Source organism: Pseudomonas marginalis, from assembly GCF_900105325.1.
GTDB classification, from domain to species: Bacteria; Pseudomonadota; Gammaproteobacteria; order Pseudomonadales; family Pseudomonadaceae; genus Aquipseudomonas; species Aquipseudomonas marginalis.
The window spans coordinates 290,169-316,853 of sequence record NZ_FNSU01000004.1; the positions used below are offsets into that span (position 1 = coordinate 290,169).

Annotated in this window: 20 protein-coding genes; 18 read left to right on the top strand and 2 right to left on the bottom strand. The window is 62.6% G+C overall.

Annotated features, from left to right (window positions below):
- Positions 1–172: 172 nt before the first annotated feature.
- Positions 173–607, bottom strand: a complete 435-nt coding sequence (locus tag BLW22_RS31945) for a YkgJ family cysteine cluster protein (RefSeq protein WP_024072902.1) — start codon at positions 605–607, stop codon at positions 173–175.
- A gap of 238 nt (positions 608–845) precedes the next feature.
- Between BLW22_RS31945 and BLW22_RS31950 the strand changes: the two genes are divergently transcribed.
- From BLW22_RS31950 to BLW22_RS31975, 6 genes are all read left to right on the top strand, one after another.
- Positions 846–3,296 (top strand): glycogen/starch/alpha-glucan phosphorylase, encoded by a 2,451-nt coding sequence (locus tag BLW22_RS31950; RefSeq protein ID WP_065925746.1) that lies wholly within the window; start codon positions 846–848, stop codon positions 3,294–3,296.
- Between the two features lie 133 nt (positions 3,297–3,429).
- Complete coding sequence (locus BLW22_RS31955) at positions 3,430–6,945, top strand: DUF2339 domain-containing protein (RefSeq protein WP_074848458.1); 3,516 nt, start codon at positions 3,430–3,432, stop codon at positions 6,943–6,945.
- Complete coding sequence (locus BLW22_RS31960) at positions 6,945–8,297, top strand: DUF3999 domain-containing protein (RefSeq protein WP_074848775.1); 1,353 nt, start codon at positions 6,945–6,947, stop codon at positions 8,295–8,297. Before BLW22_RS31955 ends, BLW22_RS31960 begins: the two co-directional genes overlap by 1 nt.
- Positions 8,298–8,407: 110 nt before the next feature.
- Entirely contained in the window at positions 8,408–9,418 is a 1,011-nt protein-coding gene (locus BLW22_RS31965; protein WP_027605062.1) for a class 1 fructose-bisphosphatase, read from the top strand.
- Positions 9,419–9,594: 176 nt separating this feature from the next.
- Positions 9,595–9,849, top strand: a complete 255-nt coding sequence (locus BLW22_RS31970; protein ID WP_027605061.1) for a hypothetical protein — start codon at positions 9,595–9,597, stop codon at positions 9,847–9,849.
- A 30-nt stretch (positions 9,850–9,879) separates the two neighbouring features.
- Positions 9,880–10,449 carry a lipocalin family protein gene (locus BLW22_RS31975; protein ID WP_027605060.1) on the top strand — a complete coding sequence of 190 codons (570 nt, stop codon included), beginning with the start codon at positions 9,880–9,882 and terminating at the stop codon, positions 10,447–10,449.
- 129 nt (positions 10,450–10,578) lie between these two features.
- Here the strand turns inward: BLW22_RS31975 and BLW22_RS31980 are convergent, their stop codons facing one another.
- Positions 10,579–11,943, bottom strand: a complete 1,365-nt coding sequence (locus BLW22_RS31980) for a formimidoylglutamate deiminase (protein WP_074848460.1) — start codon at positions 11,941–11,943, stop codon at positions 10,579–10,581.
- A 147-nt stretch (positions 11,944–12,090) separates the two neighbouring features.
- On the opposite strand from BLW22_RS31980, the gene hutC reads away from it, so the two are divergent.
- From hutC to hutG, 12 genes are all read left to right on the top strand, one after another.
- Complete coding sequence (hutC, locus tag BLW22_RS31985) at positions 12,091–12,801, top strand: histidine utilization repressor (protein ID WP_223841674.1); 711 nt, start codon at positions 12,091–12,093, stop codon at positions 12,799–12,801.
- Entirely contained in the window at positions 12,798–13,358 is a 561-nt protein-coding gene (locus BLW22_RS31990; protein WP_065925743.1) for a HutD/Ves family protein, read from the top strand. The genes hutC and BLW22_RS31990 overlap by 4 nt, the downstream gene beginning before the upstream one ends.
- Positions 13,359–13,764: 406 nt before the next feature.
- Entirely contained in the window at positions 13,765–15,435 is a 1,671-nt protein-coding gene (gene hutU, locus BLW22_RS31995; protein WP_027605056.1) for a urocanate hydratase, read from the top strand.
- A gap of 142 nt (positions 15,436–15,577) precedes the next feature.
- Positions 15,578–17,038 (top strand): purine-cytosine permease family protein, encoded by a 1,461-nt coding sequence (locus BLW22_RS32000; RefSeq protein WP_074848462.1) that lies wholly within the window; start codon positions 15,578–15,580, stop codon positions 17,036–17,038.
- A 70-nt stretch (positions 17,039–17,108) separates the two neighbouring features.
- On the top strand, positions 17,109–18,074 hold the full coding sequence (locus BLW22_RS32005; RefSeq protein WP_074848464.1) for an ABC transporter substrate-binding protein: 966 nt from the start codon (positions 17,109–17,111) through the stop codon (positions 18,072–18,074).
- Positions 18,075–18,145: 71 nt separating this feature from the next.
- The gene (locus BLW22_RS32010; protein ID WP_027605053.1) at positions 18,146–18,997 is read left to right on the top strand and encodes an ABC transporter permease; all 852 of its coding nucleotides are present in this window, start codon (positions 18,146–18,148) and stop codon (positions 18,995–18,997) included.
- Positions 18,994–19,818 (top strand): quaternary amine ABC transporter ATP-binding protein, encoded by an 825-nt coding sequence (locus BLW22_RS32015; protein WP_051429333.1) that lies wholly within the window; start codon positions 18,994–18,996, stop codon positions 19,816–19,818. Before BLW22_RS32010 ends, BLW22_RS32015 begins: the two co-directional genes overlap by 4 nt.
- 54 nt (positions 19,819–19,872) lie before the next feature.
- Positions 19,873–21,381: a histidine ammonia-lyase gene (gene hutH, locus BLW22_RS32020; RefSeq protein WP_074848466.1), complete on the top strand. Its 1,509-nt coding sequence runs from the start codon at positions 19,873–19,875 to the stop codon at positions 21,379–21,381.
- Between the two features lie 33 nt (positions 21,382–21,414).
- Entirely contained in the window at positions 21,415–22,953 is a 1,539-nt protein-coding gene (gene hutH, locus BLW22_RS32025) for a histidine ammonia-lyase (RefSeq protein WP_137211651.1), read from the top strand.
- A gap of 160 nt (positions 22,954–23,113) precedes the next feature.
- On the top strand, positions 23,114–24,523 hold the full coding sequence (locus BLW22_RS32030; RefSeq protein ID WP_065925740.1) for an amino acid permease: 1,410 nt from the start codon (positions 23,114–23,116) through the stop codon (positions 24,521–24,523).
- A gap of 15 nt (positions 24,524–24,538) precedes the next feature.
- On the top strand, positions 24,539–25,744 hold the full coding sequence (gene hutI, locus BLW22_RS32035; RefSeq protein WP_065946672.1) for an imidazolonepropionase: 1,206 nt from the start codon (positions 24,539–24,541) through the stop codon (positions 25,742–25,744).
- 11 nt (positions 25,745–25,755) lie between these two features.
- Entirely contained in the window at positions 25,756–26,556 is an 801-nt protein-coding gene (gene hutG / locus BLW22_RS32040) for an N-formylglutamate deformylase (RefSeq protein WP_065925738.1), read from the top strand.
- Positions 26,557–26,685: the final 129 nt, after the last annotated feature.

Genomic DNA, 26,685 nt, shown 5'->3' on the forward strand with positions numbered 1-26,685 from the left:
TGCGGGCTCTTGTAGTGAGCGGGCTTGCCCCGCGCTGGGTGGCGAAGCCACCCCAAATCCAGGCACCTGAGTTTTATCTGGAAAAATGCAGAGACCGGGTTAGGGCCGCTTCGCAGCCCAGCGCGGGGCAAGCCCGCTCACCACAACAAGCCCGCTCACTACAAGGTTGTGATCAGAACTTGTCGAGGGTCTTGAACTTGGTCTCGCGCACCACTTCCTTCGGCTTGTACGCGCAATACCCCGGGCGCGGCCCGATCTTCGGGTGGTTGCGGCAAGTATCCGGGCGCTTGTCATAAATAGTGCAGAAGCGCGTCTTACGATCCAGGTACAGGCAGTCGTTGTTGCTCATGCGCTGCAGGGTAAAAATCTCGGATTTGTTGTTGTAGCGCTCGACGATGCCTTCCTTCTGCAACCGCTTGGCGATGTTCTTCGGCGGGTCGCCGCGCTCGAATTCATCGACGATGCCAATGCGGATCAGGTCCTTGATCTTCACCTCAACCGGCAGCGTGCAGCAGCTGGACACGCAGCCGCCGCACATATGGGCGGAATATTTCTGCCAAGTCTCGAGACGGTCGAGTTCCGCGGCGGCGATCAGTTGAGGCTTCATCGGGGTTCCAAAAGGTGGGGCTGTATCCGGGCGCGCGATCATACCGGGATTGGTGGTTTTTTGAACAATATTTTGCGTATTTCAGCTCAAAGGCTGGACATGGGCCGATCGGGCACGACCCCTGCATCAAATGCCTGTAAAGGTGAATGAGTTAAAAAACTGCCGAACCAGAGCGTCTACCGTCTGTCAGACCGACTAGGCTCTAGCAACTCTTTCAATCTCGCCCGAGGTCACACCGATGTCTCAGGAACCGCTTGCACGAGAAGCAGAGGTAGCCGCATTCCGCGATGCTGTCTTGACCAAACTCACCTACGCGGTGGGCAAAGACCCGGACCATGCCTTCGACCATGACTGGTTCGAAGCCATTGCCTTGGCCGCCCGCGACCAGATGGTCGACCACTGGATGGATCACACGCGGCGTATCTACCGCAAAGGCCAGAAGCGGGTTTATTACCTCTCCCTGGAATTCCTTATCGGCCGCCTGCTCTACGACAGCCTGAGCAACCTCGGCGTGCTGGAGATCGCTCGCGAAGCCTTGTCCGAGCTGGGTGTGGACCTCGAACGCATTCGCCTGCTGGAGCCCGACGCGGCGCTTGGCAACGGCGGCCTCGGCCGTCTGGCCGCGTGCTTTATGGAAAGCATGTCGACCTTGGGCATTGCCGGCCATGGTTATGGCATTCGTTATGAGCACGGCTTGTTCCGCCAGGCGATTGTCGATGGCTGGCAGCAGGAACAGACCGAACGCTGGCTGGATTTCGGCAACCCGTGGGAATTCGAGCGGGCCGAGGTGATTTACCCGATTGGCTTTGGCGGCAGCGTCGAGACCCTGCCGGATGCCTCCGGCAAGCTGATCCAAGTGTGGACGCCCAACGAAACCGTGCGTGCCGTTGCCTACGACACCCCGGTGGTCGGCTGGCGCGGCGCCAGCGTGAATACCTTGCGCCTGTGGCGTGCCCGTGCGGTGGAAGACCTGCACCTGGAGCGCTTCAACGCCGGTGACCACCTGGGCGCCGTCGCCGAAGTGGCCCGCGCCGAGAGCATCTCCCGAGTGCTTTACCCGGCGGACAGCACCGAAGCGGGGCAGGAACTGCGCCTGCGCCAGGAATACTTCTTCGTCGCCGCCTCCTTGCAAGACCTGTTGCGCCGCCACAAAAACATGCACGGCTCGGTCCTGAGCCTGGGCGAACACGCGGCGATCCAACTCAACGACACCCACCCCTCGATCGCCGTGGCTGAGTTGATGCGCCAGTTGGTCGACCTGCACGACATTCCGTGGGAAGCCGCGTGGGATGTGACCGTCGAAACCCTGTCGTACACCAACCACACCCTGTTGCCCGAAGCCCTGGAAACCTGGCCGGTCGGCCTGATGGAGCGCATGCTGCCCCGGCACATGCAGATCATCTACCTGATCAACGCCCAGCACATCGATGCGCTGCGCGCCAAGGGCATCCATGACTTCGACGTGCTGCGCGCTGTGTCCCTGATCGAAGAAGACAACGGCCGCCGTGTGCGCATGGGCAATCTGGCGTTCCTCGGCTCCCACAGCGTCAACGGCGTGTCCGGCCTGCACACCCAACTGATGCGCAGCACGGTGTTCTCCGAGCTGCACAAGCTCTACCCGGAGCGCATCAACAACAAGACCAACGGCATTACCTTCCGCCGCTGGCTGTACCAGGCCAACCCCAAGCTCACCGATATGCTGGTGGAAGCCTTGGGCCCGGACATTCTCGACAACATCGAAACCCGCCTGGGCGAGCTGGAAACCTTCGCCGAGAAACAGACCTTCCGCAAAGCCTTTGCCGACCAGCGCCTGCACAGCAAGCGTGCGCTGGCCGAGATCATCCATGAGCGCCTGGGCATTTCGGTGAACCCGGCGGCGATGTTCGACGTGCAGGTCAAGCGTATCCACGAATACAAGCGCCAGTTGCTCAACCTGCTGCACACCGTGGCGCTGTACCAGGCGATCCGTGCCGAGCCGGGCACCGACTGGGTGCCACGGGTGAAGATCTTCGCGGGCAAGGCGGCGGCCAGCTATCACCAGGCCAAGTTGATCATCAAGCTGACCAACGACATCGCGCGCACCGTCAACAACGACCCGACCGTACGTGGGCTGCTCAAGGTGGTGTTCCTGCCCAACTACAACGTCAGTCTGGCGGAAAGCATCATCCCGGCGGCGGACTTGTCGGAGCAGATCTCCACCGCCGGCTTTGAAGCTTCGGGCACCAGCAACATGAAGTTCGGCCTCAACGGCGCGCTGACCATCGGCACCATGGACGGCGCCAACGTGGAGATGCACGAGCGCGTGGGCGCCGATCACATGTTTATCTTCGGTCTCAGCGCACAGCAGGTCGAGGCACGTAAACACGCCGGGGAATTCAACGCCGGGCCCGATATTGCGGCGTCCCATCGTCTGAACGATGTGCTGCAAGCGATTCGGGGCGGGGTGTTCTCGCCGGACGATCCGGGCCGCTATGTGGGCTTGATCGACGGGTTGATCGACTACGACCGCTTCCTGGTCTGCGCCGACTTCGATTCCTACTGGGACGCCCAGGCGCGGGTCGAAGCGCATTGGCATGATTCCAAGGCGTGGTGGCGTTCGGCGGTGCTCAATACCGCACGGATGGGCTGGTTCTCGTCGGACCGGACGATCCGCGAGTACGCTACGGAAATCTGGAAAGCCCTCGACTAGATCTACTGTAGGAGCGAGCTTGCTCGCGAAAAACGCCAACGATAACGCGTGCTTTCTGATTTAACGCGGTATCTTTGCGTTCTTCGCGAGCAAGCTCGCTCCTACAGCACGGTTTGTTTAGGGAATATCGACCATGCAATGGATTTTCATGCTGATTGGCCTGGTGCTCGGCTGGACGCTCGATGAGTCGTTCTATGATGCGGGCATTGGTGCGCTGTTGGGGTTGGGCATTGGCCAGGCGATTCGCCTGTCGAAGCTGGCGGCCCAGGCGCAGCAACAGGCTGTTCAGTTGGAAGCCACGCAGAAGGCGTTGATCGCCCTGGGTGAGCGCCTGCGGCAACTGGAAGTACCCACGCCGACACGCACTGTCATCGTCGAGCCGCCTGTCCCTGAGGTGGCACCTGTCGCCAAGGCGCCTGAACTGGTGTGGGAGCTGCCGGCTGAATTGACGCCTGTCGCCATGGTCGCCGAACCGAGCCAGCCCTTGCCGGATGACGTCTGGACGCCTGCCCCGACGCCACGCCCGCCTCAAGAACCTGCCGCTCCCCGTGGCCCCAACCTGATCGAACGCGCCATCAGCGGCGCACGCAATTGGCTGTTTGGTGGCAACACCGTGCTGCGTGTCGGCGTGGTGCTGCTGTTTCTCGGCCTGGCGTTCCTGCTGCGCTACGCCACCGAAGGTATGGTGGTGCCGATCGAACTGCGTTACGCCGGCGTTGCGGCGGCGGCCCTTGGCCTGTTGGGCCTGGGCTGGTGGCTGCGGCTGCGCAACAGCAACTACGGCTTGATGCTGCAAGGCACCGGGATCGCGGTGCTGTACCTGACGGTGTTTGCCGCGATGCGCCTGCACCCGTTGATCGACCCGAGCGCGGCGCTGGGCCTGCTGGTGGCGGTCACGGTGTTCTCGGCGATCCTGGCGATTACCCAGGATGCGCTGGGACTGGCCTGTGCGGCAGCGCTCGGCGGCTTCGCGGCGCCGATCCTCACGTCCACCGGCGCCGGTAATCATGTCGCGCTGTTCAGTTATTTTGCCCTGCTCAATGCCGGTATCCTCGCCATCGCCTGGTTCAAGGCCTGGCGCCTGCTCAACCTGATCGGCTTTGTCGGCACCTTCGGTATCGGCTTTGCCTGGGGCATGCGTTCCTATACGCCTGAGTTGCTGTGGAGTACCGAGCCGTTCCTGATCCTGTTTTTCCTGATGTACCTGGCTATCGGCCTGTTGTTCGCCCGGCGCAAATTGCGGGAGATGGGCGACGCCCCCGAAGGTCGCGATGCGTTGTTGCGCTGGTCGGCGGCCAAGGGCGATTACGTTGATGGCAGCATGCTGTTCGGCCCGCCGCTGGTGGGGTTTGGCCTGCAGTTCGCGCTGGTGCAGCACCTTGAGTTCGCCGCAGCATTCAGCGCGCTGGGCCTGGGCATCCTCTACATGGGCCTGGCCCGCGTGCTCAATGGCGGGCGCGCCTTGCTGCTGGCGGAAACCTGCCTGGCCCTGGGGGTGATCTTTGCCAGCCTGGCGATTCCCCTGGGCCTCGATGCGCGTTGGACCGCAGCCGCCTGGGCGGTGGAAGGTGCCGGGATCTTCTGGCTCGGCTTGCGCCAGCAGCGGCCGTTGGCGCGGGCATTTGGCCTGTTGCTGCAATTGGGCTCGGCGCTGGCGTTTCTCAGTGAGCTGCGCATCGGCGAACACACGCTGCTGGAGGGGGCGCCCCTCGGGGCGTTGCTGCTGGGCGCGGCGTTGCTGTTCAGCTTCGACCAACTGCGCAGGGCCGCGACGGAGCAGGCGGCGGAGTGGGAGCGCAAGGGCCTGCCGGTTCTGGCCAGCCTCGGCCTGGCCTTTGTGTACCTGCTCGCGCCGCTGTTGTTGCTGACTCAAGGCACTGCCATCAGTTGGGCGCTCGCCGGCCTGGCGACCCTGTTCATCGGCTTGCGGATTGGCTCGCGCACCTTCCTGTTCACGGCGTTTGCCGTGCAACTGCTGGGCGGGGCGTTGTTCCTGCTGCGCTTGCAAGGCGGCGACTCGGCAGCGGTATTCAACGCCGGCTGGAGCGGCCTGCTCAGCGCGTCGTTGATCGGCCTGGCGTTGATCGGCGGCATGCTGCTGGCGGCGCGCGATGACATGGTGCGCAGCGATGTACGGCTGTTGCGCGGGCTGTCCGTGGTGCTGCTGGCCGGGTTGGTGCTGATCAATCTTGCCGTGCTGTTTGTACTGCCATGGGAAAGCGCCAGCGGTGTGTGGGCGGCCAGTGGGTTGTTGATCATCTGGTTGAGCCTGTACCTGCAACAGCGCGTCAGTTTCGTGTTCGGGTTACTGCTGCAAGTGATCGGCGGCGCGTCGTTCCTGCTGGCGGTGCCGGAGCTGCTCGGGCCTTTGGCCAGCGAGGGCCTGCGTCCCCTGGGGCATAGCGGGTTCTGGACACCGATGGTGTTGGGCCTGGCCGCCTTGATCGGTGCCTGGCGCCTGCAGCGTGAACCCCATGCGCCGGTGTTTGCCGTACTCAAGCTGCAACGCCTGTCGGACCTGCTGCTGGTGTGGGGCGCGGCGTGGTGGGCGTTGGCGCTGATCGCTGAAGTGCTGCGGTTTATACCCGATGAGCTGCGGGGTGCGCTCCTGCTGGGTAGTGCGGCGGTCAGCGTGGCGATCTGGGCGTTGCTCGCGACGCGCCTGCGCTGGGCGTCCCTGGGCATGCTCTGCACCCTGTTGATGCCGGCGGCGGGGATGGTATTGCTGGTGTCTGCGCATAATTATTACCACCCGGCAGCGCACTACGGCTGGCTGGCCTGGCTGGCGGTGTTCGGGGTGCATTTCATCGCGCTGCGGCGTTTGGCGACGCTGGTGCCGGCCACCGTCCTGAGCGTTGCTCACGTGTTGGGTTGCTGGATGCTGATCGGCGTATTGGCGCTGGAGCTGCGCTACGGCCTGTTGTTGCTGTCGAGCGAATACAACGCCTGGCGCTGGCTGGGCTGGGCAATCCTGCCAAGTCTGTACCTGGTGCTGGCTGCTGCACCGCGTCGCTGGCCGTGGCCGGTGTCGGCGTATCCACGGGAATATCGAGTGCTGGCGGCACTCCCATTGGCGGTGCTGATGCTGGGCTGGTTCTGGCTGGCGAATACCTTCAGCGACGGCACGGCCAGGCCGCTGCCCTATGTGCCGTTGCTCAACCCGCTGGACCTCGGCTTGCTGTTTGCGCTGCTGGGCGTGTACCTGTGGTCGCGCAGCGTGGCGCCGCAACGCGGGCCGCGTGCTGAATTGATCGCCCAAGGCATTGCCGGTATTTCGCTGTTCGCGTTCTTTACGGCCCTGGTGATGCGCACCGCACACCACTGGGGCGGCGTGCCGTTCCATCTGGATGGGTTGCTGGAATCGATGTTGGTGCAAGCCGGCCTGTCGATTGTCTGGACCCTGATCGCCCTCGGCCTGATGATCGGCGGTCACCTGCGCCATCGTCGCGAAGTGTGGCTGATCGGCGCGGCGCTGATCGCGGTGGTGGTGGCCAAGCTGTTCTTTGTCGAGCTGAGCAACCGTGGCGGCCTGGCGCGGATCGTGTCGTTTATCGGCGTGGGCGGGTTGTTGCTGGTGGTGGGCTACTTTGCGCCGCTGCCGCCCAAGCGTGCCGAACCTGTGTTGGACACTGAAGGAGCATCCTCTTGATCGGTAAGTTGAGCGTGGTCGTGCTGGGCATGTGTACGACGTTGTCGGTGTGGGCGCAGGAAACGCCGGCCGACTTCAGCAGCCAGGTGCCGCTGAGCGTCAGCGGCAACGGCCCCTGGTATCGCCTTGAGTTGCCCTTGGCCGTGCAACTGAATGCGCGCCAGGCTGACCTCAGCGATGTGCGGGTGTTTAACGCTGCCGGTGAACCCCAGGCCTACGCGCTGTCGCGTCAAGCGTCGCAACGCACCGAAAGTCGTGAAGTCACCGACGTGAAGTGGTTCCCGCTGTACGCCGCCGACACCCAGGCAACCTTGCCCGGTGTGGTGATGAAAACCACGGCCGAAGGCACCCTGGTGGAAATCAAACCGTCCACCGCACCCAAGCCCGGCAAGCAGGTGCTGCGTGGCTGGGTGCTCGATGCCAGTAAAATCAAGGCGCCGTTGCAGCAGTTGAGCCTGGACTGGAGCCGCGAGCAGGAGGGCTTCCAGCGCTTCAGCATTGAAGCCAGTGATGACTTGCAGCACTGGCAATCCTGGGGGGATGGGCAAGTGGCGCGTTTGTCGTTTGCCGACGAGCGGGTCGAGCAGCATGACGTCAGTTTGCCGGGCCAGTCCGCGCGTTACCTGCGCCTGGTGTGGAAGGGGCAGGCGGCACCGTTGCTGACCTCGGCCAGGTTGGCCAGTGCCACCAGCAGCAGCCTGCCGCTGCCGCTGGTATGGTCGCAGCCGCTCTCGGGCACGCGGCTCAAGGCGGGTGAGTACAGCTGGAAGTTACCTGCAGGGCTGAGCGTCGAACGTTTGCGTATCGAGTTGAAGCAGCCCAATACGCTGGCGCCGGTGACCCTGGCGGGGCGACGTGACAGCAATCAAGCCTGGCAGCCGCTGAGCAATGGTCTGCTCTACCGCCTGACCCAGAATGGCCAGGACGTGGTGCAGGACGAGTTGCAACTGCCCGGCCAGACGGTCGCCGAACTCAAGTTGCAGGTCGACGAGCGCGGCGGTGGCCTGGGCGTCGAAGCGCCGGCCCTGCACTTCGCGGTGCGCGCCACGCAGTTGGTGTTCCTGGCGCGGGGCGAGCCGCCGTTCACGCTGGCGCTGGGGAATGCTTCGGTGAAGGCGGCGAACCTGCCGTTGTCGACGCTGATCCCGGATTACACCGCCGAGCGCCTCAACACCTTGGGACAGGCCAAGGTGGCCGGGGCCGTCGCGGTCACTTCGCCAGCGGTCCCTGCGGCTGTCGACAGCGGGCCGAACTGGAAAAAACTCGGACTCTGGGCCGTATTACTGCTCGGCGTGGCGGCGCTGGGAGGCATGGCCTACAGTTTGCTGCGCAAGCCGCCGGAGGCACGTTAAATAAAGTCCATGAACTCTATTGGGTTTAAATCCTCTGATAGGAGGAAATACACCCCCGACTCGCGTTAAACTGCGCGGGTTTTTAGCCCCCCCCTTCATCGGAGCCTTCCATGTCCCGCGTTACCTTGAGTCGCTATTTGATTGAGCAGACCCGCAGCAACAACACGCCTGCCGATCTGCGCTTCCTTATCGAAGTGGTGGCGCGTGCTTGCAAGGAAATCAGCCACGCCGTGTCCAAAGGCGCATTGGGTGGTGTCCTGGGCAGCATGGGCACTGAAAACGTGCAGGGCGAAGTGCAGAAGAAGCTCGACGTGATTTCCAACGAAATCCTGCTCGAAGCCAACGAATGGGGCGGTCACCTGGCCGGCATGGCGTCCGAAGAAATGGACAATGCCTACCAGATCCCGGGCAAATACCCGAAGGGCGCCTACCTGCTGGTGTTCGACCCACTGGACGGTTCGTCCAACATCGACATCAACGCCCCGGTCGGCACCATCTTCTCGGTACTGCGTTGCCCGAACGAATACCTGAGCCAGAACGAAGCCCTGAACGAAAAGGCCTTCCTGCAGCCGGGCACTGAGCAGGTCGCTGCCGGCTACGCGATCTACGGCCCACAGACCATGCTGGTGCTGACCCTGGGCGATGGCGTCAAAGGCTTCACCCTGGACCGTGAAATGGGCAGCTTCGTCCTCACCCATGAAGACATCACCATTCCGGCTTCCACCCAGGAATTCGCGATCAACATGTCCAACCAGCGCCACTGGGAAGAGCCGGTCAAGCGCTATGTGAACGAGTTGATGGAAGGCGAAGAAGGCCCGTTGAAGAAGAACTTCAACATGCGTTGGGTCGCGGCGATGGTGGCCGACGTACACCGTATCCTGACCCGTGGCGGCCTGTTCATGTACCCACGCGACAGCCGCGAGCCGTCCAAACCGGGCAAACTGCGCCTGATGTACGAAGCCAACCCGATGTCCTTCCTGGTAGAACAGGCGGGCGGTGCGTCCACCGACGGCCACCAGCGCATCCTCGATATCCAGCCCGACGGCTTGCACCAGCGTGTGGCGGTGTTCCTGGGTTCCAAGGAAGAAGTTGAGCGTGTGACCGCCTACCACAAGAAGTAAGCTGCGGCGATAAGTGAACGGCGTTGTTGTGAGCCGGTTCACCCTTAAAGAAGCCCCGAAACGTTTCAGCGTTTTCGGGGCTTTTTTGTTTTCGTTCGTCGGGAACCAGACACCTCTTTTCCCTTCTAAGCTTCTGGCAGATACCCAAGCTGCTTCGTCCCTCCAGGAGTTATTCCATGTCGTTACGCCGTCTCGCTTTGCTGGCCTTTTGCGTGCTGTTGGCCGCTTGCAGCAAGGTCAATCAAGAAAACTACGCAAAGTTGTCGGCCGGCATGCCTAAGGCCGAGGTGGAGTCGCTGCTGGGCAAGCCGACCGATTGTTCCGGCGCACTGGGCATGTCCAGCTGCACATGGGGCGATAAAAACAGCTTTATCAGCGTTCAATATGCCGGTGACAAAGTTCTGATGTTTTCCGGGCAAGGCCTGAAGTAAACCGGGGCGAAAGCCTGCGGGAGAAGAAGAATGATGCGTTTTGTTTTGTTCCTTTGCGCCAGCCTGTTTTTGGCGGGCTGCGCCAGCCATTCTGGCGACGATCTGCAACCCAAGACAGCGAGCAACGTCAACCTCAAGCGTTACCAGGGCACCTGGTATGAGTTGGCTCGATTGCCGATGTACTTCCAGCGCAACTGCGCGCAGTCCGAAGCCCGCTACACATTGCTGCCTGATGGCGATATGTCGGTATTCAACCGCTGCCTCACCACCGAGTGGAAGTGGGAAGAAGCCAAGGGCACGGCCACGCCGCAGGTGCCTGGCAAGACCGACAAGCTCTGGGTGGAATTCAACAACTGGTTTACGTCACTGCTGCCAGGCGTCGCCAAGGGCGATTACTGGGTGCTGTACGTCAGCGATGACTACAAGACCGCCATCGTCGGCAGCCCGAGCCGGCGCTATATGTGGATCCTGTCGCGCACGCCGACGGTCAGTGCGGACACCCGTGAAGACCTTTTGAGCAGGGCGCGGCAGCAAGGGTATGACACCACGCGGTTGATCTGGCGCACGTCGGATAAGCAGATGGCGAAGACTTCGCAATAACCCAGGATCACTACAGATCCAATTGTGGGAGGGGGCTTGCTCCCGATAGCGGTGTATCAGCAGATTATTTCTAGCTGACACACCGCAATCGGGAGCAAGCCCCCTCCCACATTTGTTATGTGTTGCCTGTCAGCTCAGCAAATCTCTCAAGACTTCAGTGAACGCCCGGTTGCTTTCTTCCTCGCCGGCATGCCGCCCATCGCGCACCACCCACTTGCCGTTCACCAGCACATCGCGCACCTGCCGATCACCGCCGGCAAACAGCCAGCGATTGAGAATCCCATCCTCGCTGGCAGTCGCCAGGTAGGGATCGTTACCGTCCAGCACAATCCAATCCGCACGCTTGCCCACTTCCAGTCGACCTATCGGCTGCCCCAGCGCTTGTGCGCCGCCGTCCAGCGCCGCATCGAACAACGTACGGCCGACCATCGGCTGGTCGCTGCGATACAAGCGATTGCGCCGTTGATCGCGCAGGCGTTGGCCGTATTCCAGCCAGCGCAGTTCTTCCACCACGCTCAGTGATACATGGCTGTCGGAACCGATGCCCAGGCGTCCGCCCTGGGCGAGGAAATCCACGGCCGGGAAAATCCCGTCGCCCAGGTTGGCTTCGGTGGTCAGGCACAAGCCGGCAATCGCGCGGCTCGTGGCCATGCGTGTCACTTCTTCCGGGTTGGCATGGGTGGCGTGCACCAGGCACCAGCGCTCATCGACCTCGGCGTTGTCGTACAGCCATTGCAACGGGCGTTTGCCGCTCCAGGCCAGGCAGTCGTCGACTTCCTTTTGCTGTTCGGCGATATGGATATGCACAGGGCACGTCTTGTCGCTGGCGGCCAATACTTCATTGATCTGCTGTGGTGTAACCGCGCGCAGGGAGTGGAAGCACAAGCCCAGTTGCTGCGCCGGTTGCGCCGCGAGGATCGGTTTGAGGCGCGCCTGCAGGTCCAGGTAGTTTTGGGTGCTGTTGATAAACCGTCGCTGGCCCTCATTGGGCGCCTGGCCGCCGAACCCGGAGTGGGTATAGAGCACCGGTACCAGCGTCAGCCCGATACCGCTGCTCGCTGCGGCTTGGCTGATCTGCCGCGACAGTTCCGTGCGGTCGGCGTACGGCTGACCGCTGACGTCATGATGCACGTAGTGGAATTCGGCCACCGAGGTGTAGCCGGCCTTGAGCATCTCCATGTACAGCTGGCGGGCAATCACCTGCAGTTGCTCCGGGCTGATCTTGCCGACCATGCGGTACATCAGGTCGCGCCAGGTCCAGAAACTGTCATTCGGGTTGCCGGCCACTTCGGCCAACCCGGCCATGGCGCGCTGAAAGGCGTGGGAGTGCAGGTTCGGCATGCCCGCCAATACCGGGCCCCTGAGCCGTTCGGCACCGTCTGCGCTGGCGTTGGCCTCAACCTGTGTCAGCAGGCCATCGGCGCTGACTTCAAGACGTACATCGTTGGCCCATCCACTAGGCAGCAGCGCGCGTTCGGCAAAGAAAGCGGACATGATTAGAGCACCCCGGTCGTGTGTTTATTTGTATATACATATACAGACGTTTGCCTGCTCGGTAAACTCCGGCAATCTATGCATCTTTTCCCCTTGCAAGGATTCCCTGTGCCGACTCCGCCCGCCAAGTCTTCACTGGCTGCCCACATGGACGAAAGTCCGGCGCCCTTGTATGCCCGCGTCAAACAGATGATCAGCCAGCAGATCCTCAACGGCAACTGGCCGCCCCATTACCGCGTACCGTCGGAGAGCGAACTGGTCAGCCAGTTGGGCTTCAGCCGCATGACCATCAACCGTGCCCTGCGCGAGCTTACCGCCGAAGGTTTGCTGGTGCGCATGCAAGGTGTCGGTACGTTCGTCGCCGAGCCCAAGAGCCAGTCGGCGCTGTTCGAAGTGCACAACATTGCCGATGAGATCGCCTCCCGCGGTCATCGGCATACCTGCCAGGTCATCACCCTGGGCGAAGAGGCTGCCGGTTCCGAGCGCGCCGTCGCCCTGGAAATGCGCGAAGGCGGGCGGGTGTTCCACTCGTTGATCGTGCATTACGAAAACGATATTCCCGTGCAAATCGAGGACCGTTTCGTCAACGCCCTAGTCGCGCCGGAGTACCTGCAACAGGACTTCACCCTGCAAACCCCCTATGCCTATCTCAACCAGGTGGCGCCGTTGACCGAAGGCGAGCATGTGGTCGAAGCGATTCTCGCCGACGTTGCCGAGTGCAAGTTGCTGCAGATCGAGCCGAGCGAGCCGTGCCTGTTGATTCGCCGGCGTACCTGGTCCGGTCGTCAGCCGGTGACTGCCGCGCGTTTGATCCACCCCGGCTCCCGCCACAGCCTGGAAGGACGGTTCAGTAAATGAGTGCAGTAAAAGTCTGGCGCGCCGCCGATTACGCGCGCATGCCGTGGAAAAACGGCGGCGGCAGTACCGAAGAAATCACCCGCGATGCCGGCGAGGGCCTGGAAGGCTTCGGCTGGCGCCTGTCGATTGCCGATATCGGCGAGTCTGGCGGGTTTTCCACCTTTGCCGGCTACCAGCGCGTGATCACCGTGATCAAAGGCGCAGGCATGGTGCTGACCGTGGATGGCGAGGAGCAGCGCGGGTTGTTACCGCTGCAACCGTTCGCCTTCAAAGGCGACAGCCAGGTTTCATGCCGCTTGATTACCGGGCCGATCCGCGACTTCAACCTGATCTACTCGCCCCAGCGTTACCATGCGCGGTTGCAGTGGGTGGATGGTGTGCAACGGTTTTTCAGCACGGCGCAGACGGTGCTGGTGTTCAGTGTGGCGGATGAAGTGAAGGTGCTGGACGAGGTACTGGGCCATCACGATTGCCTGCAAGTGGACGGTAACAGCGGTCTGCTGGATATTTCCGTCACGGGTCGCTGCTGCATCATCGAACTGACCCCGCGGGGTTAAAAAATGTGGGAGGGGGCTTGCTCCCGATAGCGGTGGATCAGTGGGTATATCCTGGGCTGACACACCGCAATCGGGAGCAAGCCCCCTCCCACATTTGTTTTTGTGTCGCTTATAGAATCTGTTTCCAGTCCCTGCACCAATTTGTTACCGAACGCCCCAGCTCGGCGCAAAACCGCGCTGTCGTGACACACCTCCCTCGCTATAAAACCCCTTCGCAAGAAATTTCATCACGCCTCGAAGCCTTAATTTACAAGGCTCGCACACGCTTTTCGGAAAAATCCTAACACCTCTCTCGGAAAGTTGGCCGCTTGATTGCATATGCTTGTATGTACAAGTAAAGATGTGTGCGTAAGACTCTCCTTCGCACCATCCATGTTCGCGCATCGATCGCCGAGGAGTTCTTGTTGTGACCAAGCCTACAAAATACCGTGACGTCGAAATCCGCGCCGCCCGCGGTAACAAGCTCACCGCCAAAAGCTGGCTGACTGAAGCGCCGCTGCGCATGCTCATGAACAACCTCGATCCGCAAGTGGCCGAGAACCCCAAGGAACTGGTGGTGTACGGCGGTATTGGCCGTGCAGCGCGCAACTGGGAGTGCTACGACCAGATCGTCGAGAGCCTCACCCACCTGAATGACGACGAAACCCTGCTGGTGCAATCCGGCAAGCCGGTCGGCGTGTTCAAGACCCACAGCAATGCCCCGCGTGTGCTGATCGCCAACTCCAATCTGGTACCGCACTGGGCCAGCTGGGAGCACTTCAATGAACTGGATGCCAAGGGCCTGGCCATGTACGGCCAGATGACCGCCGGCAGCTGGATCTACATCGGCAGCCAGGGCATCGTCCAGGGCACCTACGAAACCTTCGTCGAAGCCGGTCGCCAGCATTACGACAGCAACTTGAAGGGTCGTTGGGTCCTCACCGCCGGCCTCGGCGGCATGGGCGGTGCCCAGCCTCTGGCCGCAACCCTCGCTGGCGCGTGCTCGCTGAACATTGAATGCCAGCAGGTCAGCATCGATTTCCGCCTCAACAGCCGCTATGTCGACGAGCAGGCCACCGACCTCGATGACGCCCTGGCCCGCATCGCCAAGTACACAAAGGAAGGCAAGGCCATCTCCATCGCGTTGCTGGGTAACGCCGCTGAAATCCTGCCGGAACTGGTCAAGCGTGGCGTGCGCCCGGACATGGTTACCGACCAGACCAGCGCCCACGACCCGCTCAACGGTTACCTGCCGGCCGGCTGGACCTGGGACGAATACCGCGCCCGCGCCAAGACCGAACCGGCTGCCGTGATCAAGGCCGCCAAGCAGTCGATGGCGGTGCACGTCAAAGCCATGCTGGACTTCCAGAAGCAAGGCATCCCGACCTTCGACTACGGCAACAACATCCGCCAGATGGCCCAGGAAGAGGGCGTGGAAAATGCCTTCGACTTCCCAGGCTTCGTACCGGCGTACATCCGTCCGCTGTTCTGCCGTGGCATCGGCCCGTTCCGCTGGGCTGCGCTGTCGGGCGACCCGCAGGACATCTACAAGACCGACGCCAAGGTCAAAGAGCTGATCCCCGATGACGCACACCTGCACAACTGGTTGGACATGGCGCGCGAGCGCATCAGCTTCCAGGGCCTGCCAGCGCGTATCTGCTGGGTTGGCCTGGGCCAACGCGCCAAGCTCGGCCTGGCGTTCAACGAGATGGTGCGTAGCGGCGAGCTGTCGGCACCGGTGGTGATCGGTCGTGACCACTTGGACTCCGGTTCGGTCGCCAGCCCCAACCGCGAAACCGAATCCATGCAGGACGGTTCCGACGCCGTGTCCGACTGGCCGCTGCTCAACGCCTTGCTCAACACCGCCAGCGGCGCGACCTGGGTTTCGCTGCACCACGGTGGCGGCGTGGGCATGGGCTTCTCCCAGCACTCCGGCATGGTGATCGTCTGTGACGGGACCGACGAAGCGGCCGAGCGCATCGCCCGCGTGCTGCACAACGACCCGGCCACCGGTGTGATGCGTCATGCGGACGCCGGTTACCAGATCGCCATCGACTGCGCCAAAGAGCAGGGCCTCAATCTTCCAATGATCAAGTAACCAATGTGGGAGGGGGCTTGCTCCCGATGGCGGTGTATCAGCCAATAGGTCTGGTGACTGACCCACTGCTATCGGGAGCAAGCCCCCTCCCACAGTTGAGCGGCGGCGACCCCCAAGACAATCCATCAGAGGTTGAACACCCATGGCTGCAAGTGACGCGCGTGCAAGCACCACCCCGTTGATCGAAAGGCGTTCGATCGACTACATCCCGGAAGCGGAAAGACACGGTCGTCTCTTGAGCCAGTTCACCCTGTGGCTGGGTGCCAACCTGCAGATCACGGCGATCGTCACCGGGGCCCTGGCCGTGGTGCTGGGCGGTGATGTGTTCTGGTCGTTGCTCGGTCTGTTGATCGGTCAACTGCTGGGCGGCGGCGTCATGGCGTTGCATGCGGCGCAAGGGCCCAGGCTGGGCCTGCCGCAGATGATCTCCAGCCGGGTGCAGTTCGGTGTGTACGGCGCGGCGATTCCGATCGTGCTGGTCTGCCTGATGTACCTTGGTTTCACCGCCACCGGCACCGTGCTTTCCGGCCAGGCCCTGGGCCAGTTGTTTGGTGTCAGCGACAGCGTCGGGATCCTGATCTTCGCCAGTGTCATCGTGCTGGTCACGGTGCTCGGTTACCGGGTGATCCACTTCATCGGCCGCGTTGCCAGCGTCATTGGCGTGATTGCCTTTGTCTACCTGTTCAGCCGTCTGATGAGCCAGGCCGACGTAGGCGCACTCCTGCAAATCCGCCACTTCAGCTGGAGCAGCTTCCTGCTGGCGGTGTCGCTCGCGGCCTCCTGGCAAATCGCCTTCGGCCCGTACGTGGCGGACTATTCACGCTACCTGCCGAGCAACACGTCCTCGCTGAAAACCTTTCTTGCCGCAGGCGCAGGTTCGGTGGTGGGTGCACAAGTGGCGATGATCCTCGGCGTGTTTGCCGCGGCCATGTCCAACGGGCAATTTGCCGGTCACGAAGTGGCCTACATCGTCGGCCTGGGCGGTACCGGAGCCACTGCGGCGCTGCTGTATTTCAGCATCGCGTTCGGCAAGGTCACCATCTCCACGCTGAACTCCTACGGCAGCTTCATGTGCATTGCCACGATCATCAGCGGCTTTCGCGGTCGCCTCGAGGTCACGCGCTTGCAGCGCCTGTTTTTCGTACTGGCCATCGTCGGTACGGCGACCCTGATCGCCTTGCTCGGGCAGCACTCGTTCCTGGGGGCGTTCAAGTCCTTCATCCTGTTCCTGCTGGCGTTTTTTACCCCATGGAGCGCGATCAATCTGGTCGACTACTACTGCATCACCCGCGATCGCTACGACGTGCCGGCGCTGGCCGATCCGAACGGGCGCTATGGCCGTTGGAACCTGCTCGGTATCAGCGTGTATGTCTTCGGTGTGCTGGTGCAATTGCCGTTCATCTCCACCAAGTTCTACACCGGTCCCCTGGTGGCGGCCCTGGGGGATGTGGATATTTCCTGGATCATCGGCCTGGTTCTTCCCGCCGCGCTCTATTACTGGGCGGCGAAAAAGTGGCCTCGCGCAACGCCTGAACACCTGACCCTGCCGACAGAGCAGGGCGCTGCACCGACGACGACAAACGGGCTGGTTGCACAGGCCTGATGGGACGTGGACAGGGCAGGATGCCTACTGACTGCCGTAATCCATTTCAAGATTTGGGAGCGTCACAACAATGAAAATGCATAAGACCCTGTTGGCCACCGTGTTTTCCGCGGGCTTGCTGGCCACTGCTGGCGCCCAGGCGGCCGGTTGGTGTGAATCCGGCAAACCGGTGAAATTCGCCGGCCTGAACTGGGAAAGCGGCATGTTGCTCACCGACATCCTGCAAACCGTGCTGGAAAAAGGCTACGACTGCAAAACCGACAGCTTGCCAGGCAACTCCATCACCATGGAAAACGCCCTGAGCAGCAACGACATCCAAGTGTTTGCCGAAGAATGGGTCGGCCGCAGCGAAGTCTGGAACAAGGCCGAGAAGGCCGGCAAAGTCGTCGGTGTCGGTGCCCCGGTGGTGGGCGCCGTCGAAGGCTGGTACGTACCGCGCTACGTGATCGAAGGCGACGCCAAGCGCAAGCTGGAAGCCAAGGCGCCGGACCTGAAAAACATCGCCGACCTGGCCAAGTACGCCGCGGTGTTCAAGGACCAGGAAGAACCGTCCAAGGGCCGTTTCTACAACTGCCCGGCCGGCTGGACCTGCGAGCTGGACAACAGCGAAATGCTCAAGAGCTACGGCCTGGAAAGCACCTACACCAACTTCCGCCCAGGCACCGGCCCGGCGCTGGATGCGGCGGTGCTGTCGAGCTACAAGCGTGGCGAGCCGATCCTGTTCTACTACTGGTCGCCAACCCCGCTGATGGGCCAGGTCGACCTGGTCAAGCTGGAAGAAAAAACCGGTGTGGATAAGACCGTGAGCATCAAGGTCGGCCTGTCCAAGACCTTCCACGAACAAGCCCCGGAACTGGTGGCCGTGCTGGAAAAAGTCAACTTGCCCATCGACCTGCTGAACCAGAACCTGGGGCGCATGGCCAAGGAGCGCATTGAGTCGCCGAAACTGGCGAAAATTTTCCTCAAGGAACATCCTGAAGTCTGGCACGCCTGGGTGAGCGACGAGGCAGCCAAGAAAATCGACGCGGCCTTGTAGGTCAAGTGTGCACGGCTACCCTCATGGGTAGCCGGGCGCCTGGCCACAACCCACTGGATCGAGAGCACGCTATGTTTCCTGAGAGTTTTACGTTTTCCATCGCCGACTGGGTCAATGGTTGGGTGGATTCACTGGTCACCAACTACGGCGATGTGTTCCGGCACATCTCCGACACCCTGCTGTGGGCCATCGTCAACCTGGAAGGGCTGCTGCGCGCCGCCCCCTGGTGGCTGATGCTGGCCATCGTCGGCGCCGTTGCCTGGCATGCCACCCGCAAGGTGCTGACCACGGCGGTGATCGTTGGTTTGCTGTTCCTGGTGGGCGCGGTCGGCCTGTGGGACAAGCTGATGCAGACCCTGGCGCTGATGATGGTTGCCACGGTGATCTCGGTGTTGATCGGCATCCCGCTGGGCATCCTGTCGGCGCGCAGCAATCGCCTGCGTTCGGTGTTGATGCCGCTGCTCGACATCATGCAGACCATGCCCAGCTTCGTGTACCTGATCCCGGTGCTGATGCTGTTCGGCCTGGGCAAGGTGCCGGCGATTTTCGCCACGGTGATCTACGCCGCGCCGCCACTGATTCGCCTCACCGACCTGGGGATTCGCCAGGTCGACGGCGAAGTCATGGAAGCCATCAACGCCTTTGGTGCCAACCGCTGGCAACAGCTGTTCGGCGTGCAATTGCCGCTGGCGCTGCCGAGCATCATGGCCGGTATCAACCAGACCACCATGATGGCGTTGTCGATGGTAGTGATCGCCTCGATGATCGGCGCCCGTGGCTTGGGTGAAGACGTCCTGGTCGGCATCCAGACCCTCAACGTCGGCCGGGGCCTCGAAGCCGGGCTGGCGATCGTGATTCTCGCCGTGGTCATCGACCGCATTACCCAGGCCTATGGTCGTCCACGGCATGAGGCGAGCAAATGACTACTGTCAGCAAAATCGAAGTTAAAAACGTCTTCAAGATCTTCGGCGCCCGCTCCAAGGAGGCGCTGGCGATGGTTGGCCAGGGCAAGACCAAGGACCAGGTGCTGGCCGAGACCGGCTGCGTGGTCGGCGTGAACGATTTGTCCCTGAGCATCGGCACCGGTGAGATCTTCGTGATCATGGGCCTGTCGGGCTCGGGCAAATCCACGCTGGTGCGCCACTTCAACCGCCTGATCGACCCCACCAGCGGCGCGATCCTGGTGGACGGCGAAGACATCCTGCAACTGGACATGGACGCCCTGCGCCAATTCCGTCGGCACAAGATCAGCATGGTGTTCCAGAGCTTCGGCCTGCTGCCCCACAAGAGCGTGCTCGACAACGTCGCCTACGGCCTCAAGGTGCGTGGCGAAACCAAGCAGGTCTGCGCTGAACGCGCGCTGCACTGGATCGAAACCGTGGGCCTCAAGGGCTACGAAAACAAGTACCCGCACCAGCTCTCCGGCGGCATGCGCCAGCGTGTCGGCCTGGCCCGCGCCCTGGCCGCTGACACCGACATCATCCTGATGGACGAAGCCTTCAGCGCCCTCGACCCGCTGATCCGCGCCGAGATGCAGGACCAGTTGCTCGAGCTGCAAAAGACCCTGCACAAGACCATCGTGTTCATCACCCACGACCTCGACGAGGCCGTGCGTATCGGCAACCGCATCGCGATTCTCAAGGACGGCAGGCTGATCCAGGTCGGCACGCCGCGGGAGATCCTGCATTCGCCGGCGGATGAGTATGTGGATCGGTTTGTCCAGCGGCGTGCGGCGGTGGTCTGACCCAGGTTCTGTGGTGAGGCCGGCAAAGCTGTAGAGAATATGAAGAGGTCAACAATGTCCCAGGCAGCAAAAATCATCATCGCCGACACCCCCCTGCGCTGGCAGGACGTGGTCGCCGTGGCCCGTCATGGTGCGGTGCTCGAACTCTCGGGCCAGGCCTGGGCGCGTATCGACAATGCCCAGGCCATCGTGCAGCGCATCGTTACCAGCGGCGAACGCGCCTACGGCGTGAACACCGGGTTGGGCGCATTGTGCAACGTGTCGCTTAAAGGCGAGCAACTGAGCCAGCTGTCGCGCAATACCCTGTTGAGTCACGCCTGTGGCGTCGGCCCGGTCCTCAGCGACGAGCAGACCCGCGCGATCATCTGCGCGGCGGTCATCAACTACAGCCACGGCAAATCCGGCCTGCATCCGCAGGTGGTGCATTCGCTGCTGGCGCTGCTCAACCACGGCATCACGCCACAAGTACCGTCCCAGGGCTCGGTGGGTTACCTGACTCATATGGCCCATGTCGGCGTGGCGCTGCTGGGTGTCGGAAATGTGAGCTATCGCGGCCGGATCGTCCCGGCGCAACAGGCCCTGGACGAAGAAGGTTTGCAGCCGGTGGTCCTCGGCGCCAAGGACGGCCTGTGCCTGGTCAACGGCACGCCGTGCATGACCGGCCTGAGCTGCCTGGCCCTGGCCGACGCCCATCATTTGCTGCAATGGGCCGACGTGATCGGTGCCATGAGCTTCGAAGCCCAGCGCGGCCAGATCGACGCCTTCGACGAAGAAATCATCGCCCTCAAGCCGCACCCGGGCATGCAGCATGTCGGCCGCAACCTGCGTGCGTTGCTCGATGGCAGTGAAGTGATTGCGAGCAGCAAAGGCATCCGCACCCAGGACGCCCTGAGCCTGCGCTCGATCCCGCAGATCCACGGCGCGGCGCGCGACCAGGTGGAACACGCCACTCGTCAGATCGAGACCGAACTCAACAGCGCCACCGACAACCCGCTGGTGCTCGGCACGCCGGACCACTACCGCGTGGTGTCCCAGGCCAACCCCCACGGCCAGTCCGTCGCCCTGGCGGCCGACCTGCTGGCGATTGCCCTGGCCGAAATCGGCTCGGTGGCCGAGCGCCGCCTCGACCGCCTGATCAACCCCCACGTCAGCGGCCTGCCGGCGTTCCTGGTGAGCAACCCAGGGGTCAACTCCGGGATGATGATCGTGCAGTACGTCGCCGCCTCGCTGTGCGGACAGAACCGCCAATTGGCGCAACCGGCGGTGCTCGACAACTTCGTCACCTCGGGCCTGCAGGAGGACCACCTGAGCATGGGCACCAACGCCGCGCTCAAGCTGCACCAGGTAGTGGCCAACGTCACCCAGATCCTCGCCATCGAGTACCTGCTGGCGGCCCAGGCCTTCGAATTCCTGAAAGACCAGCGCTTCGGCGCGGGCACCGATCGCGCCTGGCGCCTGTTGCGTGAAGTGGTGCCGGCCTATGAGCAGGACCGTTGGCTGGCGCCGGATATTGCGGCCGCCGCCAAGGTGCTCAAGGACACCGCCTTACCGAATCTGTACTGAATACTTATTTCAAAAGAATAATTCACAAGGAGTATGAATGTGACTGCGCTAAACCTGATTCCAGGCCAACTGAGCCTCGCCCAACTGCGGGCCATCTACCAGCAGCCGGTAACCCTCAGTCTGGATGACAGTGCCTCGGCCCAGATCGAAGCCAGTGTGGCCTGCGTGGAACAGATTCTCGCCGAGAACCGCACCGCCTATGGCATCAACACTGGTTTCGGCCTGCTGGCCTCGACCCGCATCGCCAGCGAAGACCTGGAAAACCTCCAGCGTTCCCTGGTGTTGTCCCACGCCGCCGGCGTCGGTGAGCCGATCAGCGATGCGCTGGTGCGGCTGGTCATGGTGCTCAAGGTCAACAGCCTCAGCCGTGGGTTCTCCGGGATTCGCCGGCAGGTGATCGACGCGCTGATTGCGCTGATCAATGCCGAGGTGTACCCGCATATTCCTCTGAAAGGCTCCGTTGGTGCTTCCGGTGACCTGGCGCCGTTGGCGCACATGTCCCTGGTGCTGCTGGGCGAAGGCAAGGCGCGCTACAAGGGCGAATGGCTGGAAGCCACCGACGCGCTGAAAGTCGCCGGCCTGACGCCGCTGACCCTCGCCGCCAAGGAGGGCCTGGCGCTGCTCAACGGCACCCAGGTGTCCACCGCCTATGCCCTGCGTGGCCTGTTCGAGGGCGAAGACCTGTTCGCCGGCGCCCTGGCGTGCGGCGGCCTTACCGTGGAAGCGGTGCTGGGTTCGCGCTCGCCGTTCGACGCCCGTATTCATGCGGCTCGCGGTCAACGTGGGCAGATCGATTCGGCGGCGGCCTACCGTGACCTGCTCGGTGAGAGCAGCCAGGTGTCGCAGTCGCACCAGAACTGCGACAAGGTGCAGGACCCGTACTCCCTGCGCTGCCAGCCACAAGTCATGGGCGCCTGCCTGACCCAGTTGCGCCAGGCGGCCGAGGTACTGGTGGTCGAAGCCAACGCCGTGTCCGATAACCCGTTGGTATTTGCCGCTGAGGGTGACGTGATCTCCGGTGGCAACTTCCACGCCGAACCGGTGGCCATGGCCGCTGACAACATGGCCCTGGCCATCGCCGAAATCGGCTCCCTGAGCGAGCGTCGCATCTCGCTGATGATGGACAAGCACATGTCGCAACTGCCGCCGTTCCTGGTGGGCAATGGTGGGGTGAACTCCGGTTTCATGATCGCCCAGGTGACCGCCGCCGCCCTTGCCAGTGAGAACAAGGCATTGGCTCATCCCCATAGCGTCGACAGCATCCCGACGTCCGCCAACCAGGAAGACCACGTGTCGATGGCCCCGGCTGCCGGCAAGCGCCTGTGGGAAATGGCCGAGAACACCCGCGGCATCCTCGCCGTGGAATGGCTGGCCGCGTGCCAGGGCCTGGACCTGCGCGAAGGCCTGAAAACCTCGCCGAAGCTGGAAAAAGCCCGTGGCATCCTGCGCGACAAAGTGACGTTCTACGACAAGGACCGCTTCTTCGCCCCGGACATCATCGCCGCCAGCGAACTGCTCGCCAGCCGCTGCCTGAATGAGCTGGTGCCGGCCACGTTGCTGCCGAGCCTGTAAGCGGTTCAGACAACGGCATGGCTCTCTGTGGTGAGCGAGCTTGCTCGCGCCGGGCTGCGCAGCAGCCCCAAAAAAGGCCGCGAGCGCTTCGCACTCGAGCGCGAGCAAGCTCGCTCACCACAAACAACTTTCTCAGGATAAAAATAATTAGGGACGAGAAATGCACCAGCAAGAAAAGGGTTTGAAACGCGGGCTGAGCGCCCGACATATTCGCTTCATGGCCCTCGGTTCCGCGATCGGCACCGGGCTGTTCTACGGGTCCGCCTCGGCCATCCAGATGGCTGGCCCCGCCGTGCTGCTGGCCTACCTGATCGGCGGCGCCGCAGTGTTCATGGTGATGCGCGCCCTCGGTGAAATGGCCGTGCACAACCCGGTCTCCGGCTCCTTCGGCCAATACGCCAGCACCTACCTGGGCCCGTTGGCCGGTTTTATCCTGGGCTGGACCTACGCCTTTGAAATGATCATCGTCTGTCTCGCCGACGTCACCGCCTTCGGCATCTACATGGGCTTCTGGTTTCCCGAGGTCGCACGCTGGGTCTGGGTGCTCGGCATCGTGTTTTTGATCGGCGGCCTGAACCTGTGCAACGTCAAGGTCTTTGGCGAGATGGAGTTCTGGCTGTCGCTGCTCAAGGTCGGCGCCATCGTGGCGATGATCCTCGGCGGTTTCGGCATCATGCTGTTCGGCATCCACTCGGCCGGCGAAACCCAGGCCAGCGGCCTGAGCAACCTGTGGGCCCACGGCGGCTTCATGCCCAACGGCATTGGTGGGCTGATCGCCTCGTTTGCAGTGGTGATGTTCGCGTTTGGCGGCATCGAGATCATCGGCATCACCGCCGGTGAAGCCAAGGATCCGCAGCGCGTGATCCCCAAGGCGATCAACGCCGTGCCGCTGCGCATCCTGTTGTTCTACGTGCTGACGTTGTTTGTCTTGATGGCCATCTACCCATGGCCGCAGATCGGCAGCCAAGGCAGTCCGTTCGTGCAGATCTTCAGCAACCTCGGGATAGGCTCGGCGGCGACCCTCCTCAATATCGTGGTGATTTCGGCGGCCGTGTCGGCTATCAACAGCGACATCTTCGGTGCCGGCCGCATGATGTACGGCCTGGCGCAGCAAGGGCAGGCGCCCAAGGGCTTTGCCCGGTTGTCCAGGCAAGGCGTACCGTGGATGACGGTGGTGGTGATGGGCGCCGCCTTGCTCGGCGGTGTGCTGCTCAACTACCTGATCCCGGAAAACGTGTTCCTGCTGATCGCGTCGATTGCCACCTTCGCCACCGTATGGGTGTGGCTGATGATCCTGTTCACCCAGGTCGCCATGCGCCGCTCGATGACGAAAGAGCAGGTCGCCGAATTGAAATTCCCGGTGCCGTTCTGGCCCTACGCGCCGGCTGCGGCCATCGTGTTCATGCTGTTTGTGTTTGGCGTGCTCGGTTACTTCCCGGACACCCAGGCGGCCTTGCTGGTCGGTGCGGTGTGGATCGTGTTGCTGGTCGTTGCCTATCTGCTGTGGGTCAAGCCCGCCGCCGGGCAAGCGGCCAAGGTCCATTACGACCCGGCCTTGTCTCATCGATAACTTAGGGAGGCGTTGATGAAAACCCTTTGGCAACACTGCCACGTCGCAACCATGGCCCAGGGCAAATACTCGATCATCGAGGATGCCGCCCTGGTCACCGCCGGTTCGCTCATCGAGTGGATCGGTCCGCGCAGCGAAGTACCGACGGCGGATTACGCCCAGGTGCATGACCTGCAAGGCGCGTGGGTCACCCCCGGGCTGATCGACTGCCACACCCACGCGGTGTTTGGCGGCAATCGCAGCGGCGAATTCGAGCAGCGCCTCGAGGGCGTGAGCTATGCCGACATCGCGGCCAAGGGCGGCGGTATTGCCAGCACCGTGCGCGCCACCCGCGCCGCCACGGAGGATGAACTCTTCGCCAGCGCCCATAAGCGCCTGCGCAGCCTGCTGCGCGATGGCGTGACCACGGTGGAGATCAAGTCCGGCTACGGCCTGGACCTGGCCAACGAGCGCAAGATGTTGCGTGTGGCTCGGCGCCTGGGCGAAGCGCTGCCGGTCAGCGTGCGTGCCACGTGCCTGGCGGCCCATGCATTGCCGCCGGAGTACAAGGACCGCGCCGACGATTACATCGAGCACATCTGCAATGAAATGCTGCCGGCCTTGGCGGCGCAGGGGTTGGTGGACGCGGTGGATGCGTTCTGCGAATACCTGGCGTTTTCCACCGAGCAGGTGGAGCGGGTGTTCAAGGTCGCCCAGCAACTCGGCCTGCCGGTGAAACTGCATGCCGAGCAGCTGTCGTCGCTGCACGGCTCCAGCCTGGCGGCGCGTTACCACGCGCTGTCGGCGGATCACCTGGAATTCATGACCGAAGAAGACGCCATCGCCATGGCCGCTGCCGGCACCGTCGCCGTGTTGCTGCCGGGGGCGTTCTACTTCCTGCGCGAAACCCAACTGCCGCCGATGGACGCCCTGCGCAGGCACGGCGTGAAGATCGCCATCGCCAGTGACCTCAACCCCGGCACCTCGCCGGCGTTGTCGGTACGCCTGATGCTGAACATGGCCTGCACCCTGTTCCGTATGACCCCGGAAGAAGCCCTGGCCGGTGTCACACAACATGCGGCCACCGCCCTGGGCATGGGCGACACCCATGGGTCCCTGGAAGTGGGCAAGGTCGCCGACTTTGTCGCCTGGCAGATTGATCGCCCCGCCGACCTCGCCTATTGGCTGGGCGGTGAGCTGGATAAACGCGTCGTGCGCCACGGCGTCGACGTCACCCTATAAGGAGCACTGCTGTGGATAAGGTTCTGAACTTCAAACAAGGCCGTGTGCCGCTGCTGATCAGCATGCCCCACGCCGGCCTGCGCCTGACGCCTGCGGTGGAAGCCGGGTTGATCCCCGAAGCGCAAAGCCTGCCGGACACCGATTGGCACATCCCCACGCTGTATGACTTCGCCGAAGCGCTGGGTGCCAGCACCCTGTCGGCGGAGTACTCGCGGTTTGTCATTGACCTGAACCGGCCCTCGGACGACAAGCCGCTGTACGCCGGTGCCACCACGGGCCTGTACCCGGCGACCCTGTTCGATGGCGTGCCGTTGTTCCGCGAAGGTCTGGAGCCGAGCGAGACAGAGCGCGCCAGTTACCTGCAAAAGATCTGGGGCCCGTATCACCGCGCGCTGCAAGAGGAACTGGCGCGGCTCAAGGCCGAGTTCGGTTATGCGTTGCTGTTCGATGCGCACTCGATCCGCTCGGTGATCCCGCACCTGTTCGACGGCAAACTGCCGGATTTCAACCTGGGCACCTTCAACGGCGCCGCCTGTGATCCGGAACTGGCCAGCCAGCTCGAGGCCATTTGTGCCACCCATCCTCAGTACACCCATGTATTGAACGGGCGCTTCAAGGGCGGCCATATCACCCGCCATTACGGCAATCCGGCGCAGGATATCCATGCGGTGCAGCTGGAATTGTGCCAGAGCACGTATATGGAAGAGTTCGAGCCGTTCCGCTATCGCCCGGATCTGGCCGAGCCGACGCAGGTGGTGTTGAAGCAGCTACTGGAAGGCTTGCTGGCGTGGGGGCGCAAGCGCTACGAGTGACGAACGGTCGCCCCTGTGCAACTCACAGTCGCCACAGGTCGTGTTGGGAGAGGTCTCGCTCGGTAAGGTTGTGGTTATGGCGCACCAGACGCCACTTCCCATAATAAAAGCTGCCGAGTGAGACCTCTT